Below are 18,698 nucleotides of genomic sequence, written 5' to 3' on the forward strand. Positions count from 1 at the left end.
TACATGAAACTTCTCTATCTCATCGCGGACGGCATGGGCGGCTGGCCTCTTGACGAACTGGGCGGCAAGACCACCATGGAGGCCGCCGTCACGCCGAACATGGACGAGTTGGCCGCCACCGGCGTGGTCGGCCTGGCGCAGACCGTACCCGAGGGCATGGCTCCGGGCTCGGACGTGGCCAACATGGCCCTGCTCGGCTTCGACCCGGCCACCTACCACACCGGGCGCGGCCCCATCGAGGCGGCAGCGCAGGGCCTCGAACTCGGACCGGACGACCTAGTCTGGCGGCTCAATCTGGTCACGGTCTCCAAGCTGACCATCGACGGGGTCATGCGCGACTACTCGTCGGGCCACATCGCCTCGGAAATCTCCCGCCCGCTGGTGGAGAAGTTGCAGGAAAAGCTCGGCGACGAGATCTATACCTTTTATCCGGGCATCCAGTACCGCCATCTGCTGGTCCAGAAGGACGGGGCCCTGACCGACGACGCGAAGCTGTTCATCAACCCGCCCCACGACATCACGGACAAGCCCGTCAAGCTCGACCTGCGCGCCTTTTCGCGCAGCCCGAACCTGTGGGACCTGCTCTTTGAGGCCCGCGACCTGCTGGCCGACCGGACCGTGAACCGCTCGGCGGCCAACTCCATCTGGCCGTGGGGCCAGGGCCGTCCCCTGAGCCTGCCGAACTTCAAGGAGACTTTCGGGCTCGACGGCGCGGTCATCTCGGCCGTGGACCTGATCAAGGGACTCGGCTTCGCCTCCGGCATGGCGGTCGTGGACGTGCCCGGCGCCACCGGCCTGCTCGACACCAATTACCAGGGCAAGGTGGACGCGGCGTTGAACTTCCTCAAGGACCACGACTTCGTCTTCGTGCACCTGGAGGGCCCGGACGAGTGCGGCCACGGCGGCAGCGCCCGGGACAAGGTCGAGGCCATCTCCCGGTTCGACGCGCGCGTGGTCGCCCCTCTGCGCGAGGCCCTCAAGGACGAAGAGACCGCCTGGATCGTGACCTGCGACCACTTCACGCCCATCGCGGAGAAGACCCACACCACCGACCCGGTGCCCTTCATCCTCAACGGGCCGAACTGCGCGCCCTCCAATGTGGACGGGTTCAGCGAGAAGAACGCCGCCGCCTCCGGCCTGACGCTGGACAAGGGGCATGAACTGCTTGCCCACGCCCTCAAGACCTTCGGGATGAAGTGATGGCCCGCAAAGCACCCTTCCCCGAACGCGACGGCTGGTACACGCACTACGTATCCTACGGCGAGACCGATGCCATGGCCGTGGTCTATCACGCGGAGTACCTGCACCTGTTCGAACGCTCGCGCAGCGCGTTCATGCGCGAGACCGGCATCAGCTACCGGGTGGCCGAGGAGCGCGGGGTCATGCTGCCCGTGCGCGAGGCCAGCTGCCGCTACCGCACCCCCATCCGCTACGACGAGCGTATACACGTGCGCTGCGGCATCGCCAAGTGGGGCCGCGCCTCGGTGGAGTTCGTCTACGAGATCTGGAACGACGACAAGACCGTGCTCCACGCCACGGGCATGACCGGCCACGCCTGCGTCAATCTCGAAGGCAAGCCGGTGGCCATCCCGGACTGGTTGCGGGAGTTGTTTCAATAACCACTCCGTATTGTAACCTATTTTTTGTCATTTCATTCAAACAACCGTTTACATTCCCGGAAGTATCCGGGTAGGCTCCCGCCATGCGAATCGACATACACACCCACGCGTTTCACAATAAGATAGCCGCCAAGGCGGTGGGCCACCTGGAGGCCCACTACGGCATCACCCCGGTGGGAACGGGCAAGGCCGACGACCTCATCGCGCGCCTGGACCGGGCGGGCCTGGACAAGGCCGTGGTGCTCGCCGCCGCCACCTCGCCCCGCCAAGTCGTCCCGGCCAACAACTGGGCCATCGAGCTGCGGAAGACCGCGCCCCGGCTGATCCCCTTCGGCACCCTGCACCCGGGCTACGACCGGAACGCCGAGGAACTGGAACGACTGGCCGAGAACGGCATCCGGGGGCTCAAATTCCATCCCGATTTCCAGGGCTTCCGCATGGACGATCCCGAATTCTACGATCTCATGAAGCTGGTGGACGAACGGTTCATCTGCATGTTCCACGTGGGCGACGACCTGCCGCCCGACCTGAATCCGTCCTGCCCCAAAAAAATGGCAGCCCTGCGCAGGGCCTTCCCCAAGCCGGTCATGATCGCGGCCCACATGGGCGGCCTCAAGCAGTGGGAATACGCCATGGAGCATTTGGCGGGCCTGGACGTGTTCGTGGACTGCTCCAGCGTCATGGACTTCGTGGACGACGACCTGCTGAAAAGGCTGGTGGACGCCTTCACCCCGGACCGCATCCTGTTCGGCAGCGACTACCCGCTTTACGACGCGGAGGACGAAATCCGGCGCATTACCGAACGCCTCGGCCTGTCCGAGGAGCGTGTGGACGCCTTTTTGAACCGCGCGGGCAGGCTTTTCAGCTGAAAAAATCCTGTTTTCCCATTTTAACGTTGATAAAGTGGTCGATTCAGGGCTAAATTACCTGCAATGTTTCACCAACGGTATTCGGAGATCAGCATGTCCGCATTGTTGAGACTGCTCGCAGCCTGCGTCCTGGCCCTGTCCCTGGCGGCCTGCATGACCACCAGCTACAAGATCACCACCATCGACGGGCAGATTTACATCGCCCAGGACAACCCCGTGTACGACGTGGGATCCGACACCTACGCCTTCACCGACGAGAATGGCGAGCAGGTGACCCTCGGCAAACACGAAATAAAGCTCATCAAGGAGCAATAGCCCCTTAGAACCCGAAAGCCCCGGCAGGACCGGGGCTTTTATCCTGGCGGCCTAGGTGAACAGGCACAAGTCGCACTGGCCCGCGTACTTGATGAATTCCTCGGCGGTCCAGACCTCCACTCCCTCCACGAAGTCCTCCTTTTTGAGCTTCATCATCGACATGGTCATGTGGCAGGCCACGAACCTGACCCCTTCGATCTGAGCCATCTCGAACATCTCGGCGGCGTCGGGGATGTTGGCCTCGGTCATCCACTTCTTCATCATGCTGGTGGCCAGATGCGGCATGCCGGGGATGGCCCCCATGGTCCCCTCCGGATAGAACTTCAGCTTCTCGATGCCGCCGTGCTTGAGCACGTCCATGCCCATGAAGGTGTAGAAAATGGTCGCGTCGTTGCCGAGCCGGACAGAATTGAGCGCCATGACCAGCGCGGGCATGGCCCCGTCCAGGGTGCCTCGGGAGGTGATGAAGGCGTGCTTCTGCTTCATCCCGCCGTTTTTCGTTGCATCGGACATGATATCCTCCATGTTGTTAATGGTATGAACTATTCCCTCAAAAAAATTACGCCATCATATCCTTGACCGACTTCATATGCCGGGACAGCAGGGACAGGGCGTGGAGCAACTCCCCGCGCTGTTCGTCGCTGAACTGTTCAAGCACGGTGCGGTGCACCGCAAACCGGAACCGCCCGATCTCCTTGAGCAGCCGCCCGCCCTCCGGCGTCAGGGAAAGGAGCTTGATGCGCGAGTCCGCCGGGTCAGGCAGGGACGCCAGCAGCCCACGGCTTACAAGGGACGAGACAAGCTTGGTCACCCTGCTCTTGGCCACGTTCATCCGGTAGGCCAGGGTCTTGGCCGTCAGGTAGCGCTCCCCTTCGAACAGCATGAGGCAACGCAGCTCCGCATCGGGCAGGCCGAAGCGCTCGCTCTGGTAGTGCAGCCGCTCCTGGCAGCACTGGTAGATATCGGCCACCAGATGCTGGAACTCGGACACATCGCGTCCAGGTATGGTAGTGTCGTTATTTTTGTTCATGTCATTAACAATATTCAGCCCGCCCGGAAAGTCAAGCGGAGAAACGACGGGAAAAAGGAAGACAAAGGCCCCTCCTCGCCGAAGCGCGGAGGGGCCTTCATGCGCTTGATGCGCGGGGCTTATCCCAGGTCCGGGACGGCCCCCTTGTCCTCGCGCGCCCCGCTGCCCGCGGACAACTTGCGTTCCAGGACGTTGAACAGGCGGGAAAAGCCGAAGGTCAGGACCAGGTAGATGCAGCCCACTCCGACCAGGAACGGCACGTAGGTGTAGTACCGCGCGCCCAGCACCTTGGCGGTGAACATGAGTTCGGCCACGCCGATGGTCGAGATGAGCGACGAGTCCTTGAGCAGGACGATGAGTTCGTTGCCCAGGGGCGGAATCATCCGCTTGAGGGCCTGGGGCAGGATCACGTGGAACATGGCCTGGGTGTGGGACAGCCCGGTGCCGCGTGCGGCCTCCATCTGGCCCTTGTTGATGGACTGGATGCCCGCGCGGATGATCTCGGCGTTGTATGCCCCGCTGTTGATGCCGAGCGCCACGATGCCGGTAATCAGCGGGTCCGGGGTGAACCCGTTCCCGGTGGCCAGCATGTAGATCTGCGGAAAGCCGAGGTAGAAGAAGAATATCTGGAGCAGCATCGGGGTGCCCCGGATGACCTGGATGTAGGCATCGGCGATCACCCGTATCTGTACGCGGCGGCTGATGCGTCCGGTTCCGGCCAGGATGCCGAGGACGAGCCCCATGGCCAGGGCCCCGAAGGTCACCTGAAGGGTGATCCAGGCCCCGTGCATGAGCATGTCCTGATGTTTGAAGAGCAGGGAAAAATCCATGGCCATCACTCCTGAAAAAAAGGACCGGGGGCGCACGCCCCCGGCCCGGTTGCGGCTAGACTAGAGATTCCACTTCTTGACGATGGCGGCGTAGGTGCCGTCCGCCTTCACCGCGTCCAGCGCCTTGTTCAGGGCCTGGAGCAGATCGTCGTTGCCCTTGCGGGTGATCATGGCGAATTCCTCGTAGGACAGGGGCTCGCCCGCACGCTTGAACTTGCCCTGCTTGACGAACTCGTCGGCCACGGAGATGTCGGCGACGACCGCGTCGGCGACCTTGTTGTTGAGCATCATGAAGGCGATGTTGTAGCTCTCGGGCTTGACCACTTCCGCACCTTCGATCTTGTCGGCCTCCTGCTCACCGGTGGTGCCGAGCTGGACCGCGATCTTCCTGCCCTTGAGGTCGGCGGCGGACTTGATGTCCGAGTCGTTGCGCACCACGATGACCTGCCCGCTGGCGATATAGGGGGCAGAGAAGCTGACCTGCTCGGCGCGCTCGGGAGAGATGGAGAAGCCGGACATGCCCATGTCCACCTGGCCGCTCTGGGTGGCGGTGACGATGGCCGCGAAGTCCATGGTCACCCACTTGATCTTGACGCCCATCTTGTCGGCGATGGCGTTCAAAAGGTCCACGTCGAAGCCGACGCGTTCACCGTTGTCGCCGATGGATTCGAACGGGGGGTAGTCCGGGGAGTTGCCCACGGTGATGACGCCCTCTTTCTTGACCTTGTCCAGAGTGGTTCCGGCCTGGGCGACGGTGGCCATGGCGCACAGCGAAAGGATCGCGGCGAGCACGATCATCATGCGAATCTTGTTGAACTTCATATCCTTCTCCTTGCTGAACGATTAATGGGATTAATCCGGTCGGGGAACCGGGAAACATGCTCTCTCCCGCGAGAAGCCGGGCTAGTCGACGATGCCGGCCATGAGAGGGCCGATCTTGCGGGTGATGTCTTTGTCGGCGTTGTCCAGGACGCCCAGGATCTTGCCTCGGTAGATGACCGCCACGCGGTCCGCCAGTTGCAGGGCCTCGTTGAGGTCGCCGGTGACCAGGAGCACCCCGGCCATGGACCGGGTCTCGAGCAGCCGGTTCCAGACCTCCTCGGTGGCGGACACGTCCAGCCCCTGGGTGGGTTGTTCGGCCACGATGAGCTTGGGCTCGCGGTACAGTTCACGGGCCAGGACGGCCTTTTGCAGATTGCCGCCCGAGAGCTGCCAGGCCAGGGCGTGGATGCGCCCAGGCCGGATGTCGAACTTCTCGATGAGCCGGGTCGTGTGCTTGGCGGCCTTTTTCTTGTCCAGCCATGGGCCTCTGGCGAACCCCTTGCGCGTGGTCAGGAGCAGGTTGTCCACCAGGTTCTGGTTGGGCAGCGTGGCCAGGCCGAGCCGGTCCTCGGGGATGTAGCACATGGACCGGTTCCAGGTGGATTCGGCGAAGAACTGCCGCCACGGCTTGCCCATGATGAAAACCGTGTCCAGCGGCGGCTTGGTCAGGCCGGTGACGGCCTCGACCAGCGCCTTCTGGCCGTTGCCCGCCACACCCACCAGGGCCACGATCTCGCCCCGGCGCACGTCCAGGTCGATCTCGGTCAACCCCAGGCCGGTCAGGTTGCGCACCTCCAGGACCTTGTCGCCGATCTCGGCGGGCTGGCGGTCCACCTCGAGCAGGACCTCCTTGCCGACCATGCGCGAGGCCAGGTCCGCCTTGGACTCGATGGACTCCGGGTCCAGCTCGCCCTCGATACGGCCGCGCCGCAGGATGGCGATCTCGTCGGCCAGGGCGATGACCTCCTCCAGCTTGTGGGAGATGAAGATGATCGCCTTGCCCTGCTCGGTCATGCGCCACAGCGCCTCGAAAAGATTGCGGGTCTCCTCCGGGGTGAGGACCGCCGTGGGCTCGTCGAAGATGAGGATGCGGCTCTCGCGGTAGAGCAGCTTCAGGATTTCGACCAGTTGCCGCTCACCCATGGACAGCTCGCAGATGCGAGCGCCCGGGGCGATGTTCAGACCGTACCGCTCGGCCAGCTTGCTCACGCGGCGCTCCATCTCGTGCGGGGAGACGAAGAAGCCGCCCTCCTGGCCGAGCAGGACGTTCTCGGCCACGGTCATGGAGTCCACGAGCATGAAATGCTGATAGACCATGCCGATGCCCGCCCGGATGGCGTCCTTGGAGGAGCTGAAGCGCACCGGCTCGCCGTCCACCTCGATGAATCCCTCGTCGGGCTTGTAGCGGCCCGCCAGCATGGACATCATGGTCGACTTGCCCGCCCCGTTCTCGCCGAGCAGCGCTTTGATGCGGCCCGGGTAGACGTCCAGGGTGATGGCGTCGTTGGCCACGACCTTGCCGAACCGCTTGGTCAGTCCCTTGAGGCTGACCAGGGGGCGCGTGCCCTCGGGAATGGCCCGGGTGCGCACCGGCCGGACGAACATGTGGTCGGTCATTCCCCTACCCCTCCGGCTCGATGTTGGTGCCGAGCGCGGCGGGCGCGTCGATGCGGCGGCCCCGCCAGGCGGACAGGATCAGGACCAGGATGGTCAGCAGATACGGCAACATGAGCAGCAGGGAGGACGGCAGGTGCGTGCCCGCGGCCTGGAGCCGGAGCTGGAAGGCCATGACCCCGCCGAAGAGGTACGCGCCGACCACGGCCCGGCCCGGACGCCAGAAGGCGAAGATGACCAGGGCCACAGCGATCCAGCCGCGTCCGCCGGACAGTCCGTTGGTCCACAGATGGGTGTAGGCCAGCGACAGGTACGCCCCGCCGAGCCCCACCAGGAAACCGCCCGCGATGATCGCGAAGTAGCGCAGCCGGATGGGCTTCAGGCCCGCTGCGGCGGCAGCGGCGGGCATCTCGCCCGTGGCGGCCACGTGCAGGCCGAGGCTGGTCCGCTTGAAGAAGAACCAGAACAGGACCGGGATCACGAAGGAGACGTAGACCAGCATGTCGTGCTTGAAGAAAATCTCGCCCAGGACCGGAATCTGCGAAAGAAGCGGAAAATTGAAGGGGTCGAAACCGGGCGCGGCCAGGCCGACGTAGGGCACGCCGAGAAAATGGGTCAGGCCGCCGCCCAGGATGGTCAGGGCCAGGCCCGAGACCACCTGGTTGCCCAGGCAGGATACGCAGACGAAGGCGTGCAGGGAGGCCATGAGCATGCCCGCGCAGCCGCCCGCCAGGAAGCCGAGCCAGGGCGAGCCGGTGACGTAGCTGGCCCAGAAGGCGGCCAGGGCAGACACGGCCATCATGCCTTCCACGCCGAGATTGAGCACCCCGCCCTTCTCGCTCATCATCTCGCCCAGGGTGGCGTACAGGATGGGGGTGCCGGACTGCACGGTGGCCGCGAACAGCGGTATGAGGAAATCCCACATGGCCTACTCCTGCCTCGATTTACGGACCAGCTTGTAGGTCAGGAAAAATTGTCCGGCCAACACGGTGAGCAGGATGATGCCCTCCATGATGGTCCCGAAGGCCGCCGGAATCTGCAATTTGAGCTGCATGTTCTCCACCCCCACCCGGAGCGCGGCCAGCAGGAAGGAGGCGAAGGCGATGTTCAGCGGCTCCAGTCGGGCCAGCCAGGCGACCACGATGGCGGTGTAGCCGTAGCCGACCATGAGGGAGGGCTGCAAGCGGTTGAGGATGGCCGAGGTCTCCACGCATCCGGCCCAGCCCGCGAACCCGCCGGACAGCCCCATGACCAGCAGGACGAGCATGCCGTAGCGGATCTTGGCGTAGCGGGCCACGCGCGCGCCCTCGCCGCTGGCCTTCAATTCGAAACCGAGCCGGGTGAAATGCATGAATGCCCACAGGCCGATGCCCACGACCACGCAGAAGGCGATGCCCCAATGCACGCGGCTGCCCGCGATGCCGGGAATGATCGCCCCCGCGGTGAACTCGGGGGTCATGGGGAAGCCGAAGCTCGCCGGGTCCTTCCACACGCCGAAGACCAGGTAGTCCAGGAGCAGTATGGCGATGTAGTTGAGCATCAGGGTCGAGATGATCTCGTTGACGCGCAGCTTCAACTTGAGCACGGCCGGGATCAGCGCCCAGATGCCGCCCAGGATGAAGGCCATGATGAACATGAGCGGCAGGAGCACATACCGGGGCAGGTCCGGGAAGGCCAGGGCCATCCAGGTGGCGCCGATGGCCCCCAGGGCGAATTGTCCTTCGGCCCCGATGTTCCATATCTGCATGCGAAAGGCCACGGCCACGCCGAGTGAACAGAGGAACAACGGAATGGCCTTGAGGAGCACGTCCTCGATCGACCAGATGTTGCCGAAACTCCCCTGCCACAGCACGGTCATGCCGTACAGGGCGTCCTTGCCCTGGCCCTTGAGCAACAGGGCGCTGAGCACGAGGGAAAAGAGCAGGGCGCCCAGGAATACAACCAGGGCGCCCCACTTCCAGGGTTCATCTCTTTTTCTGATCTTCAGCACGTTACCCGATCTAGTTGGTGGTGCCGACGACGCCTTCGACGAACCAGTCCATGCCGAGGAGCGCGCCGTCGTCCGGGGTGGTGCCCTCGGCGATGGCCACTTCTCCGGCCTGGTTCTTGATCGGACCGGCGAAGATGGTGTCCTTGCCGGTCATGAGCTCAGCCTTCTTGGCGTTGACCATGGACTTGACGTCGTCCGGGACCATGGAGCCCATGGGGGCGATGTCGACCACGCCGTCCTGCATGGACCACCACATGGACTGGTCACCCTTCCAGGAGCCGTCGCGGACTTCCTGAACGGTCTTCACGTACATGGGGCCCCAGTTCCAGATGGCGGAGGTCAGGTTGGCCTTGGGCGCGAAGGAGGCCATGTCGGAGTTGTAGCCGATGCAGTAGGCGCCGGCTTCCTGGGCGGCTTCCTGGGCGGCCGGAGAGTCCTGATGCTGGGTGATGACGTCGCAACCGGCGTCCAGCAGGGACTTGGCGGCGTCCTTTTCCAGCGCCGGGTCATACCAGGTCTTGGTCCAGACGACGTGGACCTTGACGTCCGGGTTCACCTGGCGCGCGCCGAGGGTGAAGGCGTTGATGCCGCGAATGACTTCGGGGATGGGGAAGGCGGCCACGTAGCCGAGCTTGTTACTCTTGGTCATGGAACCGGCGATCAGCCCGGTCAGATAACGGGCCTGGTAGATGCGCCCGAAGTAGTTGCTGACGTTGGGCCCCTTCTTGAAGCCGGAGCAGTGCATGAACTTGGTGTCCGGAAATTCCTTGGCGACCTTCATGACCGGGTCCATGTAGCCGAAGCTGGTGGCGAAGATGATATCCATTCCCTCGCGGGCCATGTTCCGCAGCACGCGCTCGGAATCCGCGCCCTCGGGCACCGACTCGGCGTACTTGGTGGTGGCGTAGGGCAGCGCCTCGACGGCCTGGCGGCCGAGGTCGTGGGCGTAGGAGTAACCGGCGTCGCCCACCGGGGAGACGTAGATGAACCCGGCCTTGACGACCTTGGCCTCTTCCGTGGGCGCGGGGGCCTGGGCCTCTTCGGTCTTGGCGGATTCTTCGGCCTTTTTCTCCTTCTGCGGGGCTTCACCGCAGGCGAAAAGGGACAGCGCCAGCAGCAGGGCCGCAGGCAGACCAATCAATTTCAGCAGTTTCTTCATGAGGACCTCTCCGTTAGCGGTTAAATATCAAAAACGCATATCTCAGCAGCCTGTGTCGGGCAAGACCCAATTTCGCCGAGGCGGCGTTAGTGCACTGCAATGCAACGTAATTTATTTTGGCTCGAAACCTATTCGGAGACCTGGGCGATAGGCTCCACGAATTGGGAACCGGCGTCCCACGGGAAGAGTATCCAGGTGTCCTGGCTGACCTCGGTGATGAAGGTGTCCACCAGGGGGCGGCCCGCGGGCTTGGCGTAGACCGTGGCGAAGTGCGCCCTGGGGACCATGTCGCGGACGATCTTGGCGGTCTTGCCCGTGTCCACGAGGTCGTCGATGAGCAGCCAGCCCTCGCCTTCGCAGTCCACGCCCTTGAGGATGTTGGCCTCGCCCTGCTCCTTCCAGTCGTAGGAGGACAGGCAGATGGTGTCGATGAGGTGGATGTCCAGCTCGCGGGCGATGATGGCCGCGGGGACCAGCCCGCCGCGGGTGATGGCCAGGATGCCCTTCCAGGGGCCCCTCTCCACCAGCCGCCAGGACAGGGCTCGGCAGTCGCGGTGCAGCTGCTCCCAGGAAACAGGAAACATCTTCTGGTATCGGCTCTTGTCAACCATGGGGAATTCTCCTTGCGCGATGTCGGAACGACGGGCTTCGTACCCGTGTCCGGGCAATTAATCAAGGGTGCAGGCCCTGCCTTTGTAATCAAAGAGGAACGAAAGCGTCTTGCGGACCTTGGGGGAGAACAGCTTGGCGGACAGGACCCGGCCCGCCACGCGCTTGTTGATCTCCGCCAGCGTGGGGTACGGCATGACCATCGAGGCCATCCTGGACAACCCCACCCCGCCGTTCAGGGCGGTGGTCCACGCCCCGGCGAGTTCGCCCGCGTGGGGCCCGACGATCTGCGCCCCCAGCGGCTTCTCCCTGCGGTCGAGGACGAGCTTGACCTTGCCCTCGACGCACCCTTCGGCCCGGGCGCGGTCGTTGTCCGCAAAGGACTCCTCGAAGACCGTGTACTTCAAGCCCGTGTCCACGGCCCGCTTCTCGTTCATGCCCACGCTAGCCAGTTCCGGGTCGGTGTAGGTGCACCAGGGCAGCTTCGAGTAGTCCGCCTTGCGCGGCAGCCGGAAAACCGCGTTGGACAGGACGATGGATCCCTCGTACCCGGCGGCGTGGGTGAACAGGTAGCGGCCGAGCACGTCGCCGCAGGCGAAAATGTGTTTCCGGGTGGTGCGCAGGCGGGCGTCCACCTTGACCCCGCGTCCGGCCAGCTCCACCCCGCAGTTTTCCAGCCCGAGCCCGGCCACGCGCGGCATGCGCCCGGCGGCCACGAGCAGCTTTTCGGCGCGGACCATGTGGCTTCTCCCGGTGCGGGTGAATTCGACCTCGATCTCGCCGTTGACCCGGCGCACCCCGGTGGTGGCTGCACACAGCTCAATGCCCACGCCCTCGGCCGCGAGCGCGGCCCGGACCACCTCGGCCATATCCTCGTCCTCCACCGGGAGCAGCTGGCAGTTGCGCTGCACGATGGTCACCCTGGTGCCGAGACGGGCAAAGGCCTGGGCCATCTCGCAGCCGATGGGCCCGCCCCCGATGACGGCCAGAGAGCCGGGCAGCCGGTCCAGGCTGAAGAGGTCCTCATTGGTCAGGTAGTCCACGTCCGCAAGCCCGTCGATGGGTGGCGCGGCCGGGGCCGAGCCCGTGGCCAGGACCCAGAATCGGGCGGACAGCCGCTTGCCCGAGCAATCGACCACATGGTCGTCCTCGAATCGCGCCTCCCCGAACAGGACCTTGACACCCAGCCCGCAGAAACGCTCCTCGGAATCGTGCGCCTGGATGCTTCCGATGACCTCCCGGATGCGTCCGTTGATCGAGGCCATATCCACGGGCGGCAGGTCCACTTCGGGCAGGCCGTAGCATGCGGCGCGGCGCATGTCGTGATAGACCGACGCCGTGCGGATGAGGGTCTTGCTCGGCACGCAGCCGGTGTGCAGACAGTCTCCGCCGAGCGAGGGCCCGCGCTCGATGAGCACGGTCTTGACCCCGAGCTGGGCTGCGCCGGAGGCCACGGTCAGCCCGGCCGCCCCGCCGCCGATAACGCCGATGTCAAAGTCGTATTCAGCCATGGTTCCTCCGCTTCCGGTACCAGCCGAGCGCCTTCTTCACCGCCAGCGGGAAAAGCCCCAGCGCGGCGAAGGACAGGATCAGGCTCGGGGAGAGCAGCCCGGACAGGGAGTCGAGCCGCCCCAGTTCCCTGCCCGCGTTGACGTAGACCGCCGTGCCCGGCAGCATGCCCACCTGGGAGACCCAGGCGTAGGTAAACAGGCGCATGGGCGTCAGGCCCATGAGCGCGTTGACCACGAAAAAGGGAAAAATCGGGATGAGCCGCACGGTGAAGAGATAGAACGGCCCCTCCTCTTCCATGCCCCGGTCGATGCGCGAAAGCTTGTCGCCGAACCGCCGCCGGACCGAATCGCGCAGCACGTAGCGGGAAAGCAGAAAGGCCAGGCTCGCGCCCAGGGTGCTGGCCAGCGAGGCCACGACCACCCCGACCCACAGCCCGAAGAGCGCCCCGCCCGCCAGGGTGAGCGCGGCGGCGGCGGGCAACCCCAGGGCGGCCACGGTCACATATAAGAGGAAATACGCGCCGAGCACCGGGACGGTGTGCGCCTCGTAGAGGGCCCCGAACTGTTCGCGCGACTGCCTGAGGTAGTCCAGGGAAAAGAACCGGCCGAGATCGAAGAGGAAATAGGCGGCCACCAGCCCGGCCAGACAGGCCGCGACAAGGATCTTTTTGGCCGCCCCCCGCTTCATGCGCCCTCGCCGCGGCCAGCCAGCATCTGCGCGCCGAAAAAGGCCGCGCCGAACAGCCCGCTCGCCTCGTTGGCGTTGAGCCTGACCGGTACGGTGTGGAGGAATTCCTGGTAGACATGGGAGTTGTGGAACTCCGCCATGAACTCGGGCACCTGCACGAACATGGGATTCTTGGCCGCCACCCCGCCCGCGATGAACAGGCCGCCGGTGGTCATCAGCCCGATGGCCCAGTTGCGGCAGGCCCTGGCGTAGAACCGGGCGTACCACTTGGTGGTCTCGCTCTGCGGGGTGAGTTTGGCGGAAATCTCCTTGGGGGCAAGGTCCTCGCCGGTCAGGAAACGATGGACGAGTTGGAGCCCCAGGCCGGTGACCACGGAATCTCCCTCGGGCCAGTTGCGCCCGCTCTCGATGCGGTTGAATTCGGCGTATTCGGCCTCGTCCCGACCGACAAAGGGAAAGGCCATGTGCCCGCCCTCGGACGGCAGGGCCGTCCATTGTTCGCCGGACCAGAGCAGCGCGGAATAGCCGAGCCCGGTCCCGGCCCCGATGACGCCGATGGTGTCGCCCTCCACCGGCTCCCCGTCCTGGACGGCCAGGGCGTTGTCCACGGCCGAGGTGCGGCAGGCATAGGCCTGGGCCGAAAAATCGTTGATCAGGCGCACGGCGGGCGTGCCGAAGTCCACCTCGCGCAGGTCGATGCCCCACGGCGCGTTGGGCAGGCTCGGGCAGGTCACGCCGTGGTACACGGCCCCGGCCGGGGCCAGGACCGCCGCGTCGAACGAGCCCGGCTGCGCCGGAAAATCGCTGGCCCAGAGCTGTTGGACGAGCTCCGGGAAGGTCCCCGCCTCGTGGGTCTTCAGCCAGATAGAATCCAGCATTTCGAGGCCCTTGCCCCGCGCCTCGAACAAGGCGAACCGACTGTTGGTGCCGCCGATGTCGGCGGCCAGAATCTTGGCCATGCGCCCCTCTCCTTCGTGAAACGCACCCTATCACAATCGGGCGAAAAAAAAAGGAGCCCGAAGGCCCCTTTTCCAGCTGAATCGACCGCTTCGGCCGCCCGTTTCGATCAGGCCGCCTCGGTGGCCTTTTCCAGGCCTCCCTCCTCGGACGCGCCGATCGGGTCCGCCATGTCCGCCAGTTCGACCGGCTGCCGCTTGCGCTGCACGTACTTGCGGGTGATGCGCCTGAGGGTCTCGGTCTTGCCCTCGCGTTCGGCCGGGGACAGGAACGAGGCCAGCTTGCGTTCGAGCTTGTAGGAGTTCTGCTCCTTGCTGATGGCCACGATGCCCTCCATGACCAGCTTCTGATTGAGCAGCTCGGCTCTGGTGGAATAATTGATGTTTTCGGCAATGGGCGAGAACACCAGGTGGGACAGGATCAGCCCGTACAGGGTGGAGATGAAAGCCACCGGGATGTTCTTGAGGATCACGGCGGTGTCGTTGATGCCCATGAGCAGGCCGATGAGCCCGATGACCGACCCGGCCACGCCGAAGGCCGGGGCCGTGCGGGCCAGGGTCTGGAAGAACCGCTCGCTCTGCTGGCGGCGCAGGTTGAAGAAGGCCATCTCCGCGTTCAGGCACTCGCGGATCTCGTCTTCCTTGTAGTTGTCCACCAACAGACACAGCCCGCTCTTCAGGAAGGAGCTGGTCGCCTTGTTGGCCGAGCGCTCCAGGGAGAGCACCCCGTCCACTTTGGACTTGACCGACAGGTCGAGCAGGGTGTTGACGATCTCCTCCGCCGTGGTCCGCCCGTTGGCGTAGACGTTCTTGGCCACGACAAAGGCGTTCTGGACGTGCTTGACCGGGTAGCTGATGAGCATGGCTGCGGTCAGGCCGGAGATGACGACCAGGAAGGCCGCCAGGTTGAAGTACGCCCCGGCCGCTCCGGTAAGCATGAAACTGCCTATGAATATGGACATGCTCAGGACGATGCCGATAAGATTTTTTCTTCCCATGGTTGCCTCCGATCGATCAGCTGTTGTTGGAAATGACGATTTCGACCCGACGGTTACGGGCCTGGTTGGCCGCCGAGGTATCGGGCAGCTCGGGCTGGTACGCCCCCCGGCCGGTGACCACCAGCCGCTTGGGGTCGATCCCGAGCCGGTCGATGAGCTGCTCGGCCACGCCCGCCGCGCGCTCGGACGACAGCGTGAAGCTCTGCGCTCCCTGGGCCTCGTTCTGGTCCACGAACCCAATGACGTGGACCAGCCCGACGCTCAGCCGGACCAGGTCCCCGATCTCGTCGAGGTAGGCTGCGGACTCGGGCTTGAGCTGCCCGGAGTTGCCGTCGAAAAACAGATCGCCGCGCAGGGTCACGCGTACCCTCCCCTGGGCCTCGCGGATCACGGTGATGCCGTTGGTCCGGGAGCGGTACAGGACCTCGTTCTCTGCCACGCGGACCACGTCCTGGGAACCGCCGGCGGAGGCCCGGCTGGCTATCTGCCCGACGAGCCCGATGAGCGGGTCCAGCGCGCTGGCCGACTGGGCCTTTTCGGCGGACTGCCTGCTGAACAGGACCTTCACGTCCTGCCGGGTGCTGGCATAGATGAACAGCACGGCGAAAAGCACGAACATGACCATCATCAGGTCCGACCACGGCACGGCCCAGTCGTTGGCGCCGTGGGCCGGGTCCGGCCCTTCCATCTGGTGAAACGAGGTGAATCCGTGGTCGATTTTGCTATCCGATTTCTGCATTGTCGCTCCTGCGCTCCCGCGCGCACGATATGAAGCAAAAAACCTGCCATAGGTGTAACCATGAAGAATGACGGGTAAAGTCACAGCGAGTGTCGGTCCGCGAACGCTCCCGTCAGTGCCGGGAAGGCCTCCCCGTCAAGAGTCCGTCGTTGACGCGGGCGGGGATATGGGGAACATTCCGGGCATGAAAAAAGGCCCCTTCCACAACCACTCCCCCATTGTCCTGGCCTCGGGTTCTCCCCGCAGGCGCGAACTGATGTCCGACCTCGGGCTGACCTTCGACGTGCACCCGAGCCCGCTCGACGAGCCCCTGCCCGAACCGGGCGAGTCGCCCGCCGCCTATGTCCTGCGCATGGCCGAGCTCAAGACCCTGGACGTGGCCGCCCGCTTCCGGGGCGCAACGGTCATCGGCGCGGACACCGCCGTGGTCCTGGGCAACCGGATCATGGGCAAGCCGCAGTCCAAGCTCGACGCCCTGGAGATGCTGACCGCCCTGTCCGGCGCGACCCATCAGGTAGTCAGCGGATTCTGCGTGGTCCTGCCGGACGGCAAGACCCTGTCCGAGGCCGTGAGCACGGACGTGGACATGCGGCAGTCCTCCGAGGCCGAACTGATGAGCTACATCGAGACGGGCGAGCCCATGGACAAGGCCGGGGCCTACGCCATCCAGGGCGTGGGCACCTTCCTGGTCACGGCCATACGCGGCTCATACACCAACGTGGTCGGGCTGCCGGTGGCGCGAGTGCTAGAGATTTTACTGTCTTGGGCCATTGTAGTTCCAAGACAGGGCTGAACATCAGATATTCGCAGCGTACTCCGGACAAACTCCCCACCGGGTTTCCACATGGGTGAGTATCTGAAAAGTGCGGTAAACGTTCATCCAGGATAGAGCCCGGCCTGCCTACTCAGACTTCATTGATTTTGCGGCAGACATCAAATCCCGTCTTATTGTTTCTATTCTCTCCGGCGCATCCTTAAATCGTTTCGAGGGCGAAGGATATCCCGGCAACACAAACTGTATTGAATCAAGACCAATTTCCTCTACAAGAGCAATGGCCTTGGCCATTTCTTCATCGGTGTCGTTCCATTCAAAAAGCAGATATTTCCATTCAAGGACAGGCTGTTCTTTGCCATGCCCTTTTTTTATCGATGCAAGATCTTTCAATATATCTAGCATATTATCGAATCTAAATACCTTGGTCATGTAAGGCTCGACGGATTCCTGTGAACCTCCATGTATCGAAAAGGTAAGCCTGTCTACGCCTGACTCGACAAGTTCCCTTCGTTGTTCATGCGTATTGAGCATCAGCCCATTGGTTGCTATATGTATATATGTGTCCGGACTGTGTTTTTTAACATTATCAATAAATGGTATTGACTGTTTGTTGAGAAATGTCTCTCCGTAATTATACAGTCGTATCAATTTGATTTGTCCTAATTTATCCTTCAGAAAGGAAAAGACTTTCTCCATATCGAGCATGGATGCTTTCCGATGGGAAGGGATGTCAAACCGTTGCTGCATGCACCCATTACACTTGAGGTTGCATATGGAGGACGGCTCAATGACAAGTTGATGCAATGAGCTGTACTTATCTAAAAATTCCGACCTTTCCTGAGCGGAAAAATCCAATTTATACCTGCCCGGTTTAAATCCAGAGTCTGCTATTTTGTTATAACAAATCGTGCATCTCGGCATGCTGTGGACATCTTCGACTACATTTTCCACGTTACGAATATGCCTGCGCTCTATTTCGTCAAACGAATCCGTATAAATATTGCCAAAGACGTTGTTTGCCAATGGATCCATGCAACATGTTGTCACCGTTCCATCGGATAAAATAACAACTTCATCCATAAATCCGCACAGAAAAGGAACTTTTTCAGCGTTCATAGTCACATTGTCTCGCTTTAGTTTGCTATTTGCTGACAAGTGTTTTCCAGTCCAGGAGGCTGGAAAACAGCGCTGTGGGTGCTTGCGAATGACCGTAATCAGCGGGTGAATAAGCCTCCAGCAACAGCTTCCCCCGCTATCTGATATCCAAAAAAATGTGTTTCCTCAACGAGATAATTCCCTCCGCTCAATACCTACACCGGCCGATCTTCAACAAGACTCCGAAACTCGTCCTCGCCTCGATTACTCAGTACGGCCTGAGAAGCTTCCGAGGGGCGGTCAACGTGCGCCGAGGCATTGATGCGGCATACGCTATACCTTGCCCGACTTGATGCTCCCCCCACTGAGGTGGTATCGGAGCAAAGAGCGGTTTCCATTAGGAGGCCCGAACGACACGCCATCCGAAAGCACAAGGGACAGGTCATGACCAACGAAAAATATGACGAGAGCAAGGCGATTTTAGACGCCCTCAAGGCCTCTCCACCCATCTTCGAGGGATTTCTGCGTTCCATTCCGCCGGATAAATTGGACCAAAAACGCGGCGAAGGGTTCTGGACCCTGCATGAACACGCCGCCCACCTGGCCGACGTCCAGCCCATGGGACTGGAGCGGATGCGGCGCATCCTGACCGAGGACGTGCCGGAGTTTGCGCCGTTCGTCCCGGACCAGAAGGAAGCGGCCGAAAAGCCGCCCCTGCCCCCGGTGGAGGAAATCATCGCCAATTTCAAGGTCGGACGCACACAACAGCTCGAATTGCTGAAAAACGCCTCTCCCGACGACTGGAAGCGGACGGCCATCCATCCGGAATACGAACGGTACGGCCTGTTCATCTTCGCCCGCCACATCCTCATGCACGACCACTGGCACATGTACAGGATGGAGGAACTGTGGTTGACCCGGGACGAATACCTGTCCAAACTCGAGGGCTAGATGTGGAGTTGCAAGACGTTGTTCACAGCGGCTCCCAATCGGCTGATAGGCGTTTTATGCTGTAACGCCGAATGATTCCTGTAATAATTGTATTCATGGAGCCAGCGAGGCAACTCGCTGGCTCTTTC

21 protein-coding genes are annotated in these 18,698 nt (G+C 62.9%); 6 read left to right on the top strand and 15 right to left on the bottom strand.

Annotation, left to right across the window (positions count from 1 at the left end):
* Positions 1 to 3: 3 nt before the first annotated feature.
* The 4 genes from AB6M95_RS14675 to AB6M95_RS14690 all read left to right on the top strand — a co-directional run bounded on the left by AB6M95_RS14675 (position 4) and on the right by AB6M95_RS14690 (position 2,803).
* Positions 4 to 1,200: a cofactor-independent phosphoglycerate mutase gene (locus tag AB6M95_RS14675; protein ID WP_371387495.1), complete on the top strand. Its 1,197-nt coding sequence runs from the start codon at positions 4 to 6 to the stop codon at positions 1,198 to 1,200.
* Positions 1,200 to 1,619 carry an acyl-CoA thioesterase gene (locus tag AB6M95_RS14680; RefSeq protein WP_371387496.1) on the top strand — a complete coding sequence of 140 codons (420 nt, stop codon included), beginning with the start codon at positions 1,200 to 1,202 and terminating at the stop codon, positions 1,617 to 1,619. Before AB6M95_RS14675 ends, AB6M95_RS14680 begins: the two co-directional genes overlap by 1 nt.
* A gap of 83 nt (positions 1,620 to 1,702) precedes the next feature.
* Positions 1,703 to 2,488 (top strand): amidohydrolase family protein, encoded by a 786-nt coding sequence (locus tag AB6M95_RS14685; protein ID WP_371387497.1) that lies wholly within the window; start codon positions 1,703 to 1,705, stop codon positions 2,486 to 2,488.
* A 93-nt stretch (positions 2,489 to 2,581) separates the two neighbouring features.
* On the top strand, positions 2,582 to 2,803 hold the full coding sequence (locus tag AB6M95_RS14690) for a YgdI/YgdR family lipoprotein (protein ID WP_371387498.1): 222 nt from the start codon (positions 2,582 to 2,584) through the stop codon (positions 2,801 to 2,803).
* Between the two features lie 51 nt (positions 2,804 to 2,854).
* Here AB6M95_RS14690 and AB6M95_RS14695 read toward each other — a convergent pair whose 3' ends face one another.
* The 14 genes from AB6M95_RS14695 to AB6M95_RS14760 form a co-directional block, all read right to left on the bottom strand.
* On the bottom strand, positions 2,855 to 3,316 hold the full coding sequence (locus tag AB6M95_RS14695) for a DsrE/DsrF/DrsH-like family protein (RefSeq protein WP_371387499.1): 462 nt from the start codon (positions 3,314 to 3,316) through the stop codon (positions 2,855 to 2,857).
* Between the two features lie 46 nt (positions 3,317 to 3,362).
* On the bottom strand, positions 3,363 to 3,794 hold the full coding sequence (locus tag AB6M95_RS14700; RefSeq protein WP_371387500.1) for a MarR family winged helix-turn-helix transcriptional regulator: 432 nt from the start codon (positions 3,792 to 3,794) through the stop codon (positions 3,363 to 3,365).
* A 158-nt stretch (positions 3,795 to 3,952) separates the two neighbouring features.
* On the bottom strand, positions 3,953 to 4,663 hold the full coding sequence (locus AB6M95_RS14705) for an amino acid ABC transporter permease (protein ID WP_371387501.1): 711 nt from the start codon (positions 4,661 to 4,663) through the stop codon (positions 3,953 to 3,955).
* A gap of 60 nt (positions 4,664 to 4,723) precedes the next feature.
* The gene (locus AB6M95_RS14710; RefSeq protein WP_371387503.1) at positions 4,724 to 5,485 is read right to left on the bottom strand and encodes a basic amino acid ABC transporter substrate-binding protein; all 762 of its coding nucleotides are present in this window, start codon (positions 5,483 to 5,485) and stop codon (positions 4,724 to 4,726) included.
* An 81-nt stretch (positions 5,486 to 5,566) separates the two neighbouring features.
* Positions 5,567 to 7,102: an ABC transporter ATP-binding protein gene (locus AB6M95_RS14715; protein WP_371387505.1), complete on the bottom strand. Its 1,536-nt coding sequence runs from the start codon at positions 7,100 to 7,102 to the stop codon at positions 5,567 to 5,569.
* Positions 7,103 to 7,106: 4 nt separating this feature from the next.
* Positions 7,107 to 8,024, bottom strand: coding sequence for an ABC transporter permease (locus tag AB6M95_RS14720; protein WP_371387506.1), 918 nt, complete (start codon positions 8,022 to 8,024; stop codon positions 7,107 to 7,109).
* Between the two features lie 3 nt (positions 8,025 to 8,027).
* On the bottom strand, positions 8,028 to 9,089 hold the full coding sequence (locus tag AB6M95_RS14725) for an ABC transporter permease (protein ID WP_371387507.1): 1,062 nt from the start codon (positions 9,087 to 9,089) through the stop codon (positions 8,028 to 8,030).
* Positions 9,090 to 9,099: 10 nt separating this feature from the next.
* Positions 9,100 to 10,248 carry a BMP family ABC transporter substrate-binding protein gene (locus tag AB6M95_RS14730; protein ID WP_371387508.1) on the bottom strand — a complete coding sequence of 383 codons (1,149 nt, stop codon included), beginning with the start codon at positions 10,246 to 10,248 and terminating at the stop codon, positions 9,100 to 9,102.
* A 128-nt stretch (positions 10,249 to 10,376) separates the two neighbouring features.
* On the bottom strand, positions 10,377 to 10,859 hold the full coding sequence (gene gpt, locus AB6M95_RS14735) for a xanthine phosphoribosyltransferase (protein ID WP_371387509.1): 483 nt from the start codon (positions 10,857 to 10,859) through the stop codon (positions 10,377 to 10,379).
* 57 nt (positions 10,860 to 10,916) lie between these two features.
* Positions 10,917 to 12,368, bottom strand: a complete 1,452-nt coding sequence (locus tag AB6M95_RS14740; protein WP_371387510.1) for a dihydrolipoyl dehydrogenase family protein — start codon at positions 12,366 to 12,368, stop codon at positions 10,917 to 10,919.
* Positions 12,361 to 13,056, bottom strand: a complete 696-nt coding sequence (locus AB6M95_RS14745; protein ID WP_371387511.1) for a TVP38/TMEM64 family protein — start codon at positions 13,054 to 13,056, stop codon at positions 12,361 to 12,363. The genes AB6M95_RS14740 and AB6M95_RS14745 overlap by 8 nt, the downstream gene beginning before the upstream one ends.
* Complete coding sequence (locus AB6M95_RS14750; RefSeq protein WP_371387512.1) at positions 13,053 to 14,015, bottom strand: glucokinase; 963 nt, start codon at positions 14,013 to 14,015, stop codon at positions 13,053 to 13,055. Before AB6M95_RS14750 ends, AB6M95_RS14745 begins: the two co-directional genes overlap by 4 nt.
* A 107-nt stretch (positions 14,016 to 14,122) precedes the next feature.
* A complete protein-coding gene (locus AB6M95_RS14755; protein ID WP_371387513.1) occupies positions 14,123 to 15,010 on the bottom strand; it encodes a motility protein A in 888 nt (295 codons plus the stop codon).
* A 16-nt stretch (positions 15,011 to 15,026) separates the two neighbouring features.
* On the bottom strand, positions 15,027 to 15,749 hold the full coding sequence (locus AB6M95_RS14760) for an OmpA/MotB family protein (protein ID WP_371387514.1): 723 nt from the start codon (positions 15,747 to 15,749) through the stop codon (positions 15,027 to 15,029).
* 184 nt (positions 15,750 to 15,933) lie between these two features.
* Between AB6M95_RS14760 and AB6M95_RS14765 the strand changes: the two genes are divergently transcribed.
* Complete coding sequence (locus tag AB6M95_RS14765; protein WP_371387515.1) at positions 15,934 to 16,542, top strand: Maf family protein; 609 nt, start codon at positions 15,934 to 15,936, stop codon at positions 16,540 to 16,542.
* Between the two features lie 108 nt (positions 16,543 to 16,650).
* Here AB6M95_RS14765 and AB6M95_RS14770 read toward each other — a convergent pair whose 3' ends face one another.
* Positions 16,651 to 17,640, bottom strand: a complete 990-nt coding sequence (locus AB6M95_RS14770; RefSeq protein WP_371387517.1) for a radical SAM protein — start codon at positions 17,638 to 17,640, stop codon at positions 16,651 to 16,653.
* Positions 17,641 to 18,063: 423 nt separating this feature from the next.
* On the opposite strand from AB6M95_RS14770, the gene AB6M95_RS14775 reads away from it, so the two are divergent.
* Positions 18,064 to 18,570: a DinB family protein gene (locus AB6M95_RS14775; RefSeq protein WP_371387516.1), complete on the top strand. Its 507-nt coding sequence runs from the start codon at positions 18,064 to 18,066 to the stop codon at positions 18,568 to 18,570.
* Positions 18,571 to 18,698: the final 128 nt, after the last annotated feature.

It is taken from the genome of Pseudodesulfovibrio karagichevae (assembly GCF_041414475.1).
GTDB classification, from domain to species: Bacteria; Desulfobacterota; Desulfovibrionia; order Desulfovibrionales; family Desulfovibrionaceae; genus Pseudodesulfovibrio; species Pseudodesulfovibrio karagichevae.

What these genes read in the sequence shown, in the direction of transcription:
- AB6M95_RS14675 (WP_371387495.1), top strand. Translation starts at nt 4, where the DNA reads ATGAAACTTCTCTATCTCATCGCGGACGGCATGGGCGGCTGGCCTCTT.
- AB6M95_RS14680 (WP_371387496.1), top strand. Translation starts at nt 1,200, where the DNA reads ATGGCCCGCAAAGCACCCTTCCCCGAACGCGACGGCTGGTACACGCAC.
- AB6M95_RS14685 (WP_371387497.1), top strand. Translation starts at nt 1,703, where the DNA reads ATGCGAATCGACATACACACCCACGCGTTTCACAATAAGATAGCCGCC.
- AB6M95_RS14690 (WP_371387498.1), top strand. Translation starts at nt 2,582, where the DNA reads ATGTCCGCATTGTTGAGACTGCTCGCAGCCTGCGTCCTGGCCCTGTCC.
- AB6M95_RS14695 (WP_371387499.1), bottom strand. Translation starts at nt 3,316, where the DNA reads ATGTCCGATGCAACGAAAAACGGCGGGATGAAGCAGAAGCACGCCTTC.
- AB6M95_RS14705 (WP_371387501.1), bottom strand. Translation starts at nt 4,663, where the DNA reads ATGGATTTTTCCCTGCTCTTCAAACATCAGGACATGCTCATGCACGGG.
- AB6M95_RS14710 (WP_371387503.1), bottom strand. Translation starts at nt 5,485, where the DNA reads ATGAAGTTCAACAAGATTCGCATGATGATCGTGCTCGCCGCGATCCTT.
- AB6M95_RS14715 (WP_371387505.1), bottom strand. Translation starts at nt 7,102, where the DNA reads ATGACCGACCACATGTTCGTCCGGCCGGTGCGCACCCGGGCCATTCCC.
- AB6M95_RS14720 (WP_371387506.1), bottom strand. Translation starts at nt 8,024, where the DNA reads ATGTGGGATTTCCTCATACCGCTGTTCGCGGCCACCGTGCAGTCCGGC.
- AB6M95_RS14730 (WP_371387508.1), bottom strand. Translation starts at nt 10,248, where the DNA reads ATGAAGAAACTGCTGAAATTGATTGGTCTGCCTGCGGCCCTGCTGCTG.
- gpt (WP_371387509.1), bottom strand. Translation starts at nt 10,859, where the DNA reads ATGGTTGACAAGAGCCGATACCAGAAGATGTTTCCTGTTTCCTGGGAG.
- AB6M95_RS14740 (WP_371387510.1), bottom strand. Translation starts at nt 12,368, where the DNA reads ATGGCTGAATACGACTTTGACATCGGCGTTATCGGCGGCGGGGCGGCC.
- AB6M95_RS14745 (WP_371387511.1), bottom strand. Translation starts at nt 13,056, where the DNA reads ATGAAGCGGGGGGCGGCCAAAAAGATCCTTGTCGCGGCCTGTCTGGCC.
- AB6M95_RS14750 (WP_371387512.1), bottom strand. Translation starts at nt 14,015, where the DNA reads ATGGCCAAGATTCTGGCCGCCGACATCGGCGGCACCAACAGTCGGTTC.
- AB6M95_RS14755 (WP_371387513.1), bottom strand. Translation starts at nt 15,010, where the DNA reads ATGGGAAGAAAAAATCTTATCGGCATCGTCCTGAGCATGTCCATATTC.
- AB6M95_RS14760 (WP_371387514.1), bottom strand. Translation starts at nt 15,749, where the DNA reads ATGCAGAAATCGGATAGCAAAATCGACCACGGATTCACCTCGTTTCAC.
- AB6M95_RS14765 (WP_371387515.1), top strand. Translation starts at nt 15,934, where the DNA reads ATGAAAAAAGGCCCCTTCCACAACCACTCCCCCATTGTCCTGGCCTCG.
- AB6M95_RS14770 (WP_371387517.1), bottom strand. Translation starts at nt 17,640, where the DNA reads ATGAACGCTGAAAAAGTTCCTTTTCTGTGCGGATTTATGGATGAAGTT.
- AB6M95_RS14775 (WP_371387516.1), top strand. Translation starts at nt 18,064, where the DNA reads ATGACCAACGAAAAATATGACGAGAGCAAGGCGATTTTAGACGCCCTC.